Consider the following 13,611-nt stretch of genomic DNA (forward strand, 5'->3'; position numbering starts at 1 on the left):
CGAATATGTATGGTCATATGTTGCCGCGCAGCATATCCCATCCGGGTGTCCCGCAGGTTAAGTTGGCTGAAAATAATGAATCCGGATTCACATCCGTTCCAGCGCGGCGGCATCGCCTGCCAGGGCGGGGCCGAGCCAGCAGTGCGACCCGACCGGCTGCAGGCCGTGCCGGGCCATCGCGCGGCGGTACCAGCGTGCCGGGCGGGCCTGGAAACCGTCGTGGTCGCCCTCGAATGCGTCCTCGGCGGCGAAGGTCTCCAGGAAGGCCACGCCGCCGGTCAGCTCGGCCACGCCGGCCAGGCCGGCGCGCAGCTCGCGGTCGGGCACGTAGTGCATCACGTCCGAGCAGACCAGCAGGTCGACCGGGGCACAGGGCCGCAGCCAGGCGAAATCGCCGAAGCTGGCCAGGTGCAGGTTGCGGGTCCTGCCGTAGCGGCGCACAGCGTACTCGCTGCTGTCGAAGCCGAGGTATTCGACCTTCGGACGCAGCTTCAGCAGCGGCGCACGCCAGGCGCCTTCGCCGCAGCCGATATCCAGCACGCTGCGGATCGGTCGCTCCAGGTAGTACTCGGCACTGGCCACGGCCAACGCGACCTTGCGCGCCAAGCGGGCGCTGCCGCCGATGTCGGCGCGGCGGTACCAGCGTTGGAAGTAGGCGGCGTCGTAGGTCTTGTCCATCGGGGGCGGCATGCTCGGGAAAACGGCGCCTATCGTACGGGGTTGCGGCGCGCCATGCGTCGATGTGTCGCGGCGTGCACGCCTGCAGCGGCTTCGCCACGGCATGCGAGAATGACCGCCCATCTACGCCAGCCGCCGGAGCAAGCGCATGCAGAGCTACTACTGGGTGAAGACCTTCCACATCGTGTTCGTGGTGGCGTGGATGGCGACGGTGTTCTACCTGCCGCGCATCCTGGTCAACCTGGCCGAGACCGTGGGCCAGCCGGCCGTGACCGAGCGCCTGCAGCTGATGGGCCTGCGCCTGTACCGCTTCGGCCATTCGATGTTCGGCCTGGCCTTCCTGCTGGGCCTGGTGCTGTGGCTGGGCTACAAGGTCATCCCGGATTTCCCGACCATGGTGGCGCCGGGCGGCGCTGGCTGGCTGCATGCCAAGCTGGGGCTGGTGGTGGTGCTGCTGGCGTATTTCATCTGGATCGGGCGGCTGCTGAAGGGCGTGGCCAAGGGCAGGGCGCTGCCGTCGTCGCGCGCGCTGCGCTGGATCAACGAGATCCCGCTGCTGGCGTTCATTCCGATCGTGTGGCTGGTGCTGGCCAAGCCGTTCTGAGATCCCGCGTGCTCGAACGTGTCACTTTCTTGCTCGTGCAAGAAAGTAACCAAAGAACACGCCGCCGAACGCGAGCCGGTGCTGCGCACCGGTTCCCTGTGCTTCTCGGTGAATAAGGGGACGGCGCCGAACTCGCTGCGCTCAGACACCGGCGCCTCTTCGCCCCAGATTCCCCTGCGATGCTCGGCTCGCTCATGGCGGACCCGAACGTCAACGGCCGCAGCTGCACCCAGTAGATTCACGCCATGCTTGGGTGCTGTGCGAGGTACAGACAAAAAAAGCCGGGCATCTGCCCGGCTCTTTTTTATCCGACGTCAGGTAGCGATCACGCGGCTTCGTACGTGCCGTAGCTGCGCAGGCGGGTGTATCGCTGTTCCAGCAGCTGTTCGGTGGGCAGCTTTTCCAGCGCGTCCAGTTCGTTCAGCAGCACGGCCTTCAGGCGCTTGGCCATCTGCATCGGGTTGCGGTGGGCGCCACCGGTCGGCTCGCGCACGACCTTGTCGACCAGGCCCAGGCTCTTCAGGCGCGGGGCGGTCAGGCCCAGCTGCTCGGCCGCGTCCTTGGCCTTGCCGGCGTCCTTCCACAGGATCGAGGCGCAGCCTTCCGGGGTGATGGTCGAGTACACCGAGTACTCCAGCATCACGGTGCGGTCGCCCACGCCCAGCGCCAGCGCACCGCCGGAGCCGCCTTCACCGATCACGGTACAGATGATCGGCACCTTCAGTTCAGCCATCTCGATCAGGTTGCGTGCGATCGCTTCGGACTGGCCGCGCGATTCGGCGTCGATGCCCGGCCAGGCGCCGGCGGTGTCGATCAGGGTCAGTACCGGCAGGCCGAAGCGTTCGGCCATCTTCATCAGGCGCAGCGCCTTGCGGTAACCCTCCGGCTTGGGCATGCCGAAGTTGCGCTTGATCTTTTCCTTGGTGTCGCGGCCCTTCTGGTGGCCGATCACCATCACCGCGCGGCCGTTGATGCGGGCCAGGCCGCCCATGATGGCCTTGTCGTCGGCGAAGGCGCGATCACCGGCCAGTTCCTGGAACTCATCGCAGATGATGCGGATGTAGTCGGCGGTATACGGGCGCGACGGGTGGCGGGCCAGCTGCAGCACCTGCCACGAGGTCAGGTTGCGGAAGATCTGCGCGGTGCGCATGCGCAGCTTGTCCTGCAGCGCGTGCACTTCGGCCTCGACATTGACCGCCGGCCCGGCACTGGCGTTGCGCAGCTCCTGGATCTTGGCTTCCAGGTCGGCGATGGGTTGCTCGAAGTCGAGGTAGTTCGGATTCATCGGAAGCCGTCGTGTAAAGAAGAGGGGAATTCTAGCCGAATGCGTGCAAACCGCCCGTACGCCCTCGTCTGGAAGGCGACGGTAGCGCAGCCGGGCAGGGGGCGCCAGTCAGCCCGGGGCGCGGGCCACAGCCTCAGCTGGCCCACGGCGGGCTGTAGCGCACCTTCAGCGTGCGCACGGCCGGATCGGCGCGCAGCGCCTCCATCAGCTTGGAGTCGATGCGCACCGCGCTCTGCCCGGAGACATCAAGCATGCCGGCCACGCCGCCCTGTGGGCCCTTCAGCAGCAGGTCCAGGCGCAGCGGGGTGCGCCCCGGGCGATGGCGATCGAGCAGGGCATCGATGCGTTCCCAGACCGGGCGCTGCTGGCGCAGGTCCAGGCGCAGCGACAGCCGCGTGGCGTAGTTGGCGCAGACTTCGTCGAAATCCCAGACCTGGCGGATGCGCAGCGCGAAGCCGCCGTTGAACTCGTCCTCGCGCAGGCCGCCCTTGACCACCAGGATGCGGTCCTTGGTCATCAGGTGGCCGAACTCGGCCATCGCGTCGGAGAACGCGCTGCACTCGACGCGGCCGCGACCGTCCTCAAGCTGGATGAAGATCTGGCTTTCGCCCTTGCGGCGCACGCCGACCACCTGGCCGGCCAGCACCGTCTGCACTTCCGGGCGCCAGCGCTTCTCGCCACCGCCGCCACCGCCGCTGTTGGCGCTCCAGATCTTCTCCACCGAACCCAGGTCGTTGCCGACCAGGTCACGCACATCGTCGCGCCACGGATCAAACGGGTGGCCGCTGAGGTAGAAGCCCAGCGTGTCGCGCTCGCCGTTCAGGCGCTGCAGCAACGGCCATTCATCGGCCTGGGGCAGGTCCAGCTGGATCGTGGTTGCACTCGGGTCGGGGCCGCCAAACAGCGAGTTCTGGCCGGACGCGCGCTCGCGTGCCATCTGGTCGGTGGCCTTGATCACCTCCGGCAGCTGCAGCATCAGCGAGGCGCGGTTGTGGCCGAGCTCGTCCAGCGCGCCGCAGTTGATCATCGCTTCCAGCGTGCGCCGGTTGAGCTTGGCCGAGCCGACGCGCGTGCAGAAGTCGAGCAGGTCCTTGTACTCGCCGCCCTTCAGACGCTCGTCGACCACGGCTTCGCAGGCACCCTGGCCAACGCCCTTGATCGCGCCCAGGCCGTACTGGATGGTGTCCGGCGTCACCGCTTCGAACATGAAGGCCGACTGGTTCACCTTCGGCGGCAGCACGGTCAGGCCGAGGTTGCGCACCTCGTCGAGGAAGCCCACCACCTTGTCGGTGTTGTCCAGGTCCGAGGACAGCGTGGCCGCCATGAACTCGGCCGGGTAATGGCGCTTCAGCCATGCGGTCTGGTAGCTGACCAGCGCGTAGGCGGCGGCGTGCGACTTGTTGAAACCGTAGCCGGCGAACTTCTCCATCAGGTCGAAGATCGCATCGGCCTTGGCCTCGTCCACGCCGTCCTTGGCCGCGCCTTCGCGGAAGATCTCGCGGTGCTTGGCCATTTCCGCCGGCACCTTCTTGCCCATCGCGCGGCGCAGCAGGTCGGCGCCGCCCAGCGAGTAGCCGCCGACGATCTGCGCCATCTGCATCACCTGCTCCTGGTACACCATGATGCCGTAGGTGTCCTTCAGGATCGCTTCGGTACGCGGATCGGGATAGATGATTTCTTCCTGGCCGTGCTTACGCGCGTTGAAGGAAGGAATCAGGTCCATCGGGCCGGGGCGGTACAGCGACACCAGCGCAATCAGGTCTTCGAAACGGTCGGGGCGCGCGTCCTTCAGCAGGCGGCGCATGCCCGAGGATTCGAACTGGAACACTGCGCCGGTATTGCCGTTGGCGAAGATGTCCTTGTAGGTGGGCGTGTCGTCCAGCGGGATCGCGGCGATGTCCACCGGCGGGATGCCGGCGCGCTCATGGCGCTTGTTGATCGCCTTCACCGCCCAGTCGATGATGGTCAGCGTGCGCAGGCCGAGGAAGTCGAACTTCACCAGGCCCACTTCTTCCACGTCGTTCTTGTCGAACTGGGTGACCGGGTTCTTGCCGAGCCCGTTCTCGTCATGTTCGGCGTACAGCGGGCAGAACTCGCTCAGCGGCTCCGGCCCGATCACCACGCCACCGGCGTGCTTGCCGGCGTTGCGGGTCAGGTCTTCCAGCTGCAGCGCCAGGTCGATCAGGTCGCGGACATCGTCCTCGGTCTCGTAGCGCTGGATCAGTTCGGCCGAGGCCATTTCCGAGCTGGGGCCTTCCTTGCCCTTGCCCAGCGCATCCTTCAGGTGGATGCCGAGGATGTTCGGAATCAGCTTGGAAACGCCGTCGACCAGGCCGTACGGGAAGCCGAGCACGCGGCCGGAGTCGCGCACCACCGCCTTGGCGGCCATGGTGCCGTAGGTGATGATCTGGCTGACGCGCTCGCGCCCGTACTTGCGTGCGACGTAGTCGATCACCTCGTCGCGGCGATCCATGCAGAAGTCGATGTCGAAGTCGGGCATCGACACGCGTTCCGGGTTCAGGAAGCGCTCGAACAGCAGGTTGTACGGCAGCGGGTCCAGGTCGGTGATCTTCAGCGCCCACGCCACCAGCGAACCGGCACCCGAACCACGGCCGGGGCCGATCGGAATGCCCTGGTTCTTGCCCCACTGGATGAAGTCGGCCACGATCAGGAAGTAGCCCGGGAAGCCCATCTTGATGATGGTGTTGAGTTCGAACTCCAGGCGCTCGAAGTACTCCTCGCGGGTCTTGCCCGGCGCCAGCGGATTCTTCTCCAGGCGTTCTTCCAGGCCATCGCGCGACATCTTCTGGATCCAGGTGTCCAGGGTCTCGTCGTCGGGCACCGGGTAGTTGGGCAGGAAGTAGGTGCCCAGCCGCATCTCGATGTTGCAGCGCTCGGCCAGCGCCAGCGTGTTGTCGATCGCATCGGGGATGTCGGCGAACAGCGCACACATCTCCTCGGCCGACTTCAGGTACTGCTGGTCGCTGTACTCGCGCGGGCGCTTGGGGTCGTCCAGCACGCGGCCGGTGGAGATGCACACACGCGCTTCGTGCGCGCTGAAATCCGACGGTGACAGGAAGCGCACGTCATTGCTGGCCACCACCGGCAGGCCACGCTGGCCGGCGGCCATCAGCGCGAACTGGTTGAAGGTCTCCTCGCCTTCGCGGCCGGTACGGGTCAGTTCCAGGTGCAGGCCATCGCCGAACACGCGCTGCCAGTCGGCCAGCTGCTGTTCGGCCAGCTCATGCTTGCCGTCCAGCGCCAGGCGCCCGGCCAGGCTCTGCCGCCCGGCCAGCGCGAACAGGTTGGCGTTGCCGGCCTTCAGCCAGTCCGGATGCACGGCCACGCCGCCTTCCGGGCGATGGCCTTCCATCCAGGCGCGGGTCAGCAGCCGCGACAGGCTCAGGTAGCCCTCGCGGTCGCGGCACAACAGGGTCATCCGCCAGGGGTCCTGGCCTTCCTCGGCGATCAGCACGTCGGCGCCGGCGATCGGCTTGATGCCCACGCCTTCGGCGGCCTTGTAGAACTTGACCAGGGCGAACAGGTTGTTGAGGTCGGTCACCGCCAGCGCGGGCAGCCCGAGCTCGACCGAGCGTGACAGCAGGTTGGCCTGCTTGGCCTTCTTCGGGTCCGCCTGGTCCGGCTTGGCCGGCACACGGATGGTCGAGTCCGCCAGCGAGAACTCGGTGTGGACGTGGAGATGTACGAAGCGGGAGTTGGACATGCCGGACCAGGTTGGAGCGCGCGGGCCCCGGGTGCCGACGGGGAAATCGTCGCCGGGGTCGGGAAGCGCTGGAGTGCCCGGTCAGGGTAGCGAGGGCAGGGGGTGCCGACAAGCTCTTGACGGCACGCGATATCGCATTCGCGCTATCGCTACGCAGGGTCCGCAGGCGAACCGTGGGCCCGGTCCCACCATGCTTCCCGACCCTCGCGCCGTGGGCGCGTCCCCATGACCCAGGGGACTATTCCCCAGCGGGATTGCAGCAGCCGTTCAGGTGGTCGCGAGGATGGCCGCCCCTTGCGGCGCTTCCAGGCATTCGCGCACCGGGGCGAAGCTGCGGCGGTGCTCGCCGCAGGGGCCGTGTTCACGCAGGGCGGCCAGGTGGGCCGGGGTGCCATAGCCCTTGTGCTGTTCGAAACCGTACTGCGGGTGACGAGCGTGCACGTCCTGCATGTAGCGGTCGCGCGAGACCTTGGCCAGGATCGAGGCGGCCATGATCGCGCGGTCGATGCCGTCGCCGCCGACCAGGGCCTGCGCAGGCAGCACCAGCCCCTTCGGAACCACGTTGCCATCGATGCGGGCGAAGCCGGCCACATGGGCCACGGCGGCGACCACCTCGCGCATGCCCTGCAGGGTGGCCTGGTAGATGTTCAGGCGATCGATGGTGTCCACGTCGACCAGCACCACATGCCAGGCCAGGGCCCGCTCGATGATGCGGTCATGCAGTTGCTCGCGGCGCGCGGCGGCGAGCTGCTTGGAATCATCCAGGCCGTTGATGCGTGGCCTTGCCGGGTCGAACACCACCGCGGCAACGGCCACCGGCCCGGCCAGCGGGCCGCGCCCGGCCTCGTCAACGCCTGCGATCAGGCGCTCGGGCTCGACCACGGCCGTGCCATCGAACAAGGCCAGGCTCGCCGACGCGGCGTGGCGCCGGCTCATGCCTTGGCCTGGTCGCGCATCAGCAGCTCGCCGACCGCATCGGCGGCACGTGCCGAGGCGTTGCGGCGCAGGCGTTCATGCAGGCGGGCATAGGTGCCCTGCAGGTCGGCCGTGCGCTGCGGATGGTCGAACCACTGCTGGATGGCCGCCGCCAGCTTGTCCGGCGTGCAGTCGTGCTGCATCAGTTCCGGGGCCAGATCCTGGCCGGCCAGGATGTTGGGCAGCGCGAAACGGTCGACCTTGATCAGGCCCAGCGCCTTGACCAGGCGGTAGGTCAGCTCGTTGACGCGGTAGCCGACCACCATCGGGCGCTTGACCAGCATCGCTTCCAGCGTGGCGGTGCCCGAGGCCAGCACGACGACGTCGGCGGCGATCATCGCGTTGCGCGCCTGGCCGTCGAGTACATGCGAATAGGCCACCGGCAGCGCCGAGCGTGAGAGCTGTTCTTCGATCAGCTGCCTGCACGCCGGATTGGCGGCAGGCACCACCACATGCAGGCCGGGGATGCGTTCGGAGACCTGCCAGGCGGCTTCGAAGAACGGTTCGCCCAGGCGTGAGATCTCGCCCAGGCGGCTGCCCGGCAGTACCGCCAGCACTTTGGCCGAGGTCGGCAGGCCAAGCGTGGCGCGCGCCTCCTCGCGGTTGCCCTGCAGCGGAATGTCGTCGGCCATCGGGTGGCCGACAAAACGCGCATCGATGCCGTGCCTGGCGTAGATCGGCGGTTCCATCGGGAACAGGCACAGCACCAGGTCGGCGCTGTTGCCGATCTTTTCGGCGCGCTTCTCGCGCCAGGCCCAGACCGAGGGGCTGACGTAGTGCACGGTGCGCACGCCACGCTGCTTGAGCCAGCGCTCGATGCCAAGGTTGAAGTCGGGGGCGTCGATGCCGATGAACACATCCGGCTGCCATTCCAGTGCACGCTGGCGGAACGCCGAGCGCAGCTTCAGCAGTCGTGGCAGGTGGCGCAGTACTTCGGTCAGCCCCATCACCGCCAGTTCGCTGGCGTCATGCCAGGTCTGGCAGCCGGCGCTGCGCATCGCATCGCCGCCGATGCCGGCGAATTCGGCGTTAGGAAAGCGTGCTTTCAGTTCACGCACCAGCCCCGCACCCAGCAGATCGCCGGACGCTTCACCGGCCACCAGTGCGATCCGCAACGGGCGCTCGCTGAGCACCCGCTGCGCAGGGACGCTGCCGGCCATCGAGGCCAGCGGAATCACAGCGGCGCCGGCCGGCGCCTGGCCGGTCGTGCTGCTCATCGCAGCAAGGGCCTCTCGGCGTGCTCGATGAAGTCCAGCATCGCCTTCACGTCATCGCTGGCACGCGCCTGTTCGGTCAGCTGCACCTTGGCCTCGGCCAGCGGCAGGCCTGCCACGTACAGGGTGCGGTAGGCACGCTTGATGGCCGAGATGCGCTCGGCATCGAAACCGCGGCGCTTCAGGCCCTCGCTGTTGATGCCGCGCGGGCGGCCCAGCGAATCGGTGCCGACCATGGTGAACGGCGGAACGTCGCCATTGGTCAGCGCGCCCATGCCGAGGAAGGCGTGCGCGCCGATGCGGCAGAACTGGTGGGCACCGGCGAAGCCGCTGATGATCACGTAATCCCCCACGATGACGTGGCCGGCCAGGGTGGTGTTGTTGGAAAACACGCAGAAGTTGCCGACGTGGCAGTCGTGCGCCACGTGCGTGTAGGCCAGCATCCAGTTGTCATCGCCGATGGTGGTGATGCCGCCGCCGCCGCCGGTGCCGCGGTTGACGGTGACGAATTCGCGGAACACGTTGCGGTCGCCGATCACCAGCTCCGTACGCTCGCCGGCGAATTTCTTGTCCTGCGGCTCGCCACCGATCGCCGCGTGGCCGATGAAGCGGTTGTCGCGGCCGATCCGGGTCGGGCCATGGATGCTGCAATGGGGGCCGACCACCGTGCCGGCGCCGATTTCCACATCGGCACCGATCAGGCTGAAGGCGCCCACCTGCACATCGTCGGCCAGGCGTGCGGCCGGATCGATGACGGCGGTCGGGTGGATGCGGGGTGCGTTGTCAGTCATTCCTGCCTCCAGTGGATCAGCCCTTGGCGCCGGCGCACATGACTTCGGCCGAGGCAACGACTTCGCCGTTGACCTTGGCTTCGCCGTAGTACCAGCCCATGTTGCGGATCAGGCGCTTCATCTGCACATCCAGCATCAGCACGTCGCCGGGGACGACCTGCTTGTTGAAGCGGGCGTTTTCCACCTTGACCATGTAGAAGAGCTTGGACTGCGAGTCACGGCCGAGCGTGAGCTGGGTCATCACGCCACCGGCCTGGGCCAGCGCTTCGATGATCAGCACGCCGGGCATGATCGGGCGGCCCGGGAAGTGGCCCTGGAAGAAGGGCTCGTTGATGCTCACGTTCTTCTGCGCCAGGATGCGCTTGGCCTCGATGTCGAGCTCAAGCACCCGGTCGACCAGCAGGAACGGGTAACGGTGCGGGAGCAGTTCCTGGATCTGGCAGACGTCGATAGGAAGCTGCAGCGTGTCGTTCATTCTTTCTCCTTGCCAGCGGCCAGGACGCGGCGAGCCAATGCGTCCAGCTGCTTGAAGCGCGCGGCGTTCTTGCGCCACGTGCGGTTATCGGTCAACGGGGTGCCGGACGAGTACTCGCCCGGCTCATGGATGGAGTTGCGGACCACCGATTTGCCGGTGATAACGACCTTGTCGCAGATCTCCAGGTGGCCAACCACGCCGACATGGCCGCCAAGCAGGCAGTAACGCCCGATCTTGGCGCTGCCGGCGATGCCGGTGCAGCCGGCGATGGCCGAGTGCGCGCCGATCTGCACGTTGTGCGCGATCTGCACCAGGTTGTCCAGGCGCACGTCGTCGTCCAGCACGGTGTCTTCCAGCGCACCGCGGTCGACACAGGTATTGGCGCCGATCTCGCAATCATCGCCGATGCGCACGCCGCCCAGCTGCGGCACCTTGATCCACTTGCCCGCATCCATTGCCAGGCCGAAGCCATCGGCGCCGAGCACGGCGCCAGGATGCACGCGCACGCGCTTGCCGAGCCTGACCCGGGTGACCAGAGTGACCCGCGCGATCAGCTCGCAGCCGATGTCGAGGCTGCAGTCTTCGCCGATCACGCTGCCGGTGCCGATGATGCAGTTCTCGCCGACCACGCTGCGCGCGCCGATGGAGACGAACGGCCCGATATGGGCGCTGGCTGCAACCTGGGCGGTGGGGTCGATGACGGCGCTGGGGTGGATGCCTGGCGGCCGTGTCGGCGCGATGTCGAACAGCGCGGCGATCTTGGCGAAGGCCGTGTACGGGTCCTTGGCCACCAGCGCGGCGCCCGGGGCGGCCTCGGCGTCGTCGGCACGCAGCACCACCAGCGAGGCCTGGCTGTCGGCCAGCTGGGCGCGGTAGCGCGGATTGGAGAGGAACGTCAGCTGGCCAGGACCGGCATGGGCGAGGGTGGCCACGCCATGGATGGCGGTGGCGGGGTCGCCATGGACCTGCAGGCCGAACTGCTCGGCGAGTTGCTGGGCGGTGTAGGTGGGAGTATTCACGGCGGGAGTTTAACGTGTGACGCCATTGCGGTCATGCGGGGGGCGAGGGCTTGGCGCCTGCCTGGTACGAGCGGGAGGCGGCGGGTGGCCCTGGCCAGGACACGCAAAAGCCCCTCCATGGTGCTCGATGGCGCCTTGCTCGTGTGCGCTGTCCTGCGCACACGGCAAGACCGGGGTTGGGCGTCCTGCCCAACCCGCCCTGGGCATGCCTAGGGCCCATGGCGCCAACGGTCCTGTCCAGGGCCACCCGCCGCCTCTGGACAGTTTCCTGCGAGCTCGGCCAAAAGCCTGTGCCGTGTAGTGTCATCTGCATCAACGAAAACGCCGGGCAGAGCCCGGCGCTTCGCACCCCGTCTGGTGGAGAGCCCCCCTTTGTTAAGGGGGGCGCGCCGACGGCGCGGGGGATAGGTGGGATGCGCGTGCAGTTCTGATGAACCGCAGGGCGGTTCGTCAGAACTGCCCACCGAAGGTGAATTGCAGGCGTTCGATCTTGTCGTCGTCTTCCTTCTTCAGCGGGAAGGCGTAGCTGATCGAGATCGGACCGACCGGGGCGCGCCACAGCAGGGCCACACCGGTGGACACGCGCAGTTCGTTGGCCTTGAAGTTCTTGGTGCCGTTGTAGACGTTGCCGAAGTCGACGAAGGCCGACACGCGCGCCGACGGGCTGTCGAACAGGCGCGGGAAGTACGCTTCGACCGAACCGACGGTCTTCAGCGAACCACCCAGCGGCTGGCCCTCCGGATAGCCGTTGGTGGCCTCGCGCGGGCCGAGGGTGTTGTCCTCGAAGCCGCGCACCGAGTTGGTACCACCGGCATAGAAGTTCTCGAAGAACGGCAGGCCACTGGCGGTGACGGTGCGGGTCTTGCCGTCGGCATCGGTGACCGTACGGGTGTAGTCCTTGCCGTAGGCGTCGCCGTAGCCCACTTCGGCGCGGGTGTTGATCACCAGCGACGGCATGATCGGCCAGTACTTGCTGATCTGATAGTTCAGCTTGTAGTACTCGATGGTCGAGCCCGGCAGCGTGGTTTCCAGGCCGATGCGCTGGTAGGTGCCGCGGGTCGGCATGAAGTAGTCGTTACGGGAGTCGCGGGCCCAGCCCAGCTCCGTGCGCCACGCGTGGAAGGTACGGGTGCCGACCGCATCGATGTAATCGATGATCGATGGCGGGGTCGAGCCCGGGTAGGTGGTGATCTGGTTGCTGTCGATGCCGAACATCAGCGAGACGGTATCGGTCTCGGTGATCGGCACGCCGAACACCACCTGTGCCGAACCATTGGTGCTGTTGTACTGCGCGGTGTTGAAGTCGGAGTAGTCCAGTTCGCGCCAGGACAGGTTGTAGCCCAGCGACACGCCGTCATCGGTGAAGTACGGATTGGTGTAGCTGAAGCCATAGCGCTGCAGGTAGCTGCTGCGCGAGGCTTCGACCGACACGCGGTTGCCGCCGCCGAGGAAGTTGTTCTGCGACAGCTGCACCGAGGTGGTCATGCCGTAGGACTGCGAGTAGCCCAGGCCGAACACGAAGCTGCCGGAGGTGGTTTCCTTGACGTTGTAGACGACGTCGACCTGGTCGTTGCTGCCGCTGACGGCCGGGGTTTCGACGTCCACCGACTCGAAGTAGCCCAGGCGCTGCAGGCGGATCTTGGAACGGTCGATCGCGGCCTGCGAGTACCAGCTGTTCTCGAACTGGCGCATTTCGCGACGCATCACTTCGTCGGAGGTGCGGGTGTTGCCACGGAACAGGATGCGGCGCACCGACACGCGCGGGCCCGGCACGACCTGCATGTTGATCGCCACGGTCTGGTCGGGGCGGTTGGTGGTCGGGATCGGGTTCACCTTGGCGAACGCGTAGCCGATGTTGGACAGCGAATTGGTGATGGTGTCCGAGCTGAACTCCAGCAGTGCACGCGAGAACGTGTCGCCGGACTTCTGGATCACCATGCGCTCGACGTCCTCCTGCGGGAGGATGGTGTCGCCGCTGACCTTGATCTCGGAGATCTTGTACTGAGCACCCTCGGTCACGCCCGCAGTCAGGAACATGTCGCGCTTGTCGGGGCTGATCGAGACCTGGGTGGAATCGATGCTGAAGTCGACATAGCCGCGGTCCAGGTACCAGGAGTTGAGCTTTTCCAGGTCGCCGGACAGCTTTTCCTTGGAGTACTGGTCATCACGGCGGTACCACGACGCCCAGTTGTGCTCCTTGGACTCCCAGGTCTCCAGGATGTCCTTGCTCTCGAACTTCTCGGTGCCGACCAGGTTGACGTGGCGGATCTTGGCCGCCTTGCCTTCCTTGATCGCGATCGCGATGTCCACGCGGTTGCGGTCCAGCGGGCTCACGGTCGGGGTGATCTCGACGGTGTACTTGCCGCGGTCGTTGTACTGGCGGCGAAGTTCCTGGGTCACGCGGTCCAGGCTCAGGCGGTCGAAGGTGCCGCCTTCGGTCAGGCCGATGTCGGACAGGCCCTTCAGCAGCTGCTCGGACTTGATGTCCTTGTTGCCGGTGACGGTCAGCTTGTTGATTGCCGGGCGTTCCTTGACGGTGACCACCAGGATGCTGCCCTGGCGGTCCAGCTGGACGTCTTCGAAGAAGCCGGTCTTGTACAGGGCGCGGATCGTCTCGCCGACCTTGTTGTCGGTGATGGTCTCGCCACGTTCCACCGGCAGGTAGGTGAACACCGTGCCCGAGCTGATGCGCTGCAGGCCATCGACGCGGATGTCGCTGACAGTGAAGGGCTCGGCTGCCTGGGCCAGGGCGGGAGCGCCGGTGACGGCGGCGAGGGCGAGGGCCAGCAGGCGGCGATTGGGGAGTCGCGTCATGTCACGTCCGGTAGGAAGGTCGATTTCATTGG

At 66.8% G+C, this 13,611-nt stretch carries 9 protein-coding genes and 1 pseudogene; 1 reads left to right on the plus strand and 9 read right to left on the minus strand.

Annotation, left to right across the window (positions count from 1 at the left end):
* Positions 1–87: 87 nt before the first annotated feature.
* Positions 88–678, minus strand: coding sequence for a class I SAM-dependent methyltransferase (locus N7590_RS06560; RefSeq protein WP_053449203.1), 591 nt, complete (start codon positions 676–678; stop codon positions 88–90).
* A gap of 148 nt (positions 679–826) precedes the next feature.
* Between N7590_RS06560 and N7590_RS06565 the strand changes: the two genes are divergently transcribed.
* The gene (locus tag N7590_RS06565) at positions 827–1,282 is read left to right on the plus strand and encodes a CopD family protein (RefSeq protein WP_053508248.1); all 456 of its coding nucleotides are present in this window, start codon (positions 827–829) and stop codon (positions 1,280–1,282) included.
* Between the two features lie 325 nt (positions 1,283–1,607).
* On the opposite strand, the gene N7590_RS06570 is transcribed toward N7590_RS06565, so the two are convergent.
* The 8 genes and pseudogenes from N7590_RS06570 to bamA all read right to left on the minus strand — a co-directional run bounded on the left by N7590_RS06570 (position 1,608) and on the right by bamA (position 13,579).
* Positions 1,608–2,567 carry an acetyl-CoA carboxylase carboxyltransferase subunit alpha gene (locus N7590_RS06570; protein ID WP_053449205.1) on the minus strand — a complete coding sequence of 320 codons (960 nt, stop codon included), beginning with the start codon at positions 2,565–2,567 and terminating at the stop codon, positions 1,608–1,610.
* A 133-nt stretch (positions 2,568–2,700) separates the two neighbouring features.
* A complete protein-coding gene (dnaE, locus tag N7590_RS06575) occupies positions 2,701–6,291 on the minus strand; it encodes a DNA polymerase III subunit alpha (protein ID WP_164241126.1) in 3,591 nt (1,196 codons plus the stop codon).
* A 267-nt stretch (positions 6,292–6,558) separates the two neighbouring features.
* Positions 6,559–7,227 carry a ribonuclease HII gene (locus N7590_RS06580; protein ID WP_053508245.1) on the minus strand — a complete coding sequence of 223 codons (669 nt, stop codon included), beginning with the start codon at positions 7,225–7,227 and terminating at the stop codon, positions 6,559–6,561.
* Positions 7,224–8,387 (minus strand): annotated as a pseudogene (lpxB, locus tag N7590_RS06585) (lipid-A-disaccharide synthase); the annotation flags it as partial. The pseudogene lpxB and the gene N7590_RS06580, both read right to left, overlap by 4 nt.
* Before the next feature lie 92 nt (positions 8,388–8,479).
* Positions 8,480–9,271 (minus strand): acyl-ACP--UDP-N-acetylglucosamine O-acyltransferase, encoded by a 792-nt coding sequence (gene lpxA, locus N7590_RS06590; RefSeq protein ID WP_053508242.1) that lies wholly within the window; start codon positions 9,269–9,271, stop codon positions 8,480–8,482.
* 16 nt (positions 9,272–9,287) lie between these two features.
* A complete protein-coding gene (gene fabZ, locus N7590_RS06595) occupies positions 9,288–9,746 on the minus strand; it encodes a 3-hydroxyacyl-ACP dehydratase FabZ (RefSeq protein WP_008265823.1) in 459 nt (152 codons plus the stop codon).
* Positions 9,743–10,765, minus strand: a complete 1,023-nt coding sequence (gene lpxD / locus N7590_RS06600; protein ID WP_164241127.1) for a UDP-3-O-(3-hydroxymyristoyl)glucosamine N-acyltransferase — start codon at positions 10,763–10,765, stop codon at positions 9,743–9,745. Before lpxD ends, fabZ begins: the two co-directional genes overlap by 4 nt.
* Positions 10,766–11,215: 450 nt before the next feature.
* Complete coding sequence (gene bamA / locus N7590_RS06605; RefSeq protein WP_164241128.1) at positions 11,216–13,579, minus strand: outer membrane protein assembly factor BamA; 2,364 nt, start codon at positions 13,577–13,579, stop codon at positions 11,216–11,218.
* Between the last annotated feature and the right edge of the window lie 32 nt (positions 13,580–13,611).

This window comes from Stenotrophomonas sp. GD04024, from assembly GCF_029837545.1.
Taxonomy (GTDB): Bacteria; Pseudomonadota; Gammaproteobacteria; order Xanthomonadales; family Xanthomonadaceae; genus Stenotrophomonas; species Stenotrophomonas forensis.

What these genes read in the sequence shown, in the direction of transcription:
- N7590_RS06560 (WP_053449203.1), bottom strand. Translation starts at nt 678, where the DNA reads ATGGACAAGACCTACGACGCCGCCTACTTCCAACGCTGGTACCGCCGC.
- N7590_RS06565 (WP_053508248.1), top strand. Translation starts at nt 827, where the DNA reads ATGCAGAGCTACTACTGGGTGAAGACCTTCCACATCGTGTTCGTGGTG.
- N7590_RS06570 (WP_053449205.1), bottom strand. Translation starts at nt 2,567, where the DNA reads ATGAATCCGAACTACCTCGACTTCGAGCAACCCATCGCCGACCTGGAA.
- dnaE (WP_164241126.1), bottom strand. Translation starts at nt 6,291, where the DNA reads ATGTCCAACTCCCGCTTCGTACATCTCCACGTCCACACCGAGTTCTCG.
- N7590_RS06580 (WP_053508245.1), bottom strand. Translation starts at nt 7,227, where the DNA reads ATGAGCCGGCGCCACGCCGCGTCGGCGAGCCTGGCCTTGTTCGATGGC.
- lpxA (WP_053508242.1), bottom strand. Translation starts at nt 9,271, where the DNA reads ATGACTGACAACGCACCCCGCATCCACCCGACCGCCGTCATCGATCCG.
- fabZ (WP_008265823.1), bottom strand. Translation starts at nt 9,746, where the DNA reads ATGAACGACACGCTGCAGCTTCCTATCGACGTCTGCCAGATCCAGGAA.
- bamA (WP_164241128.1), bottom strand. Translation starts at nt 13,579, where the DNA reads ATGACGCGACTCCCCAATCGCCGCCTGCTGGCCCTCGCCCTCGCCGCC.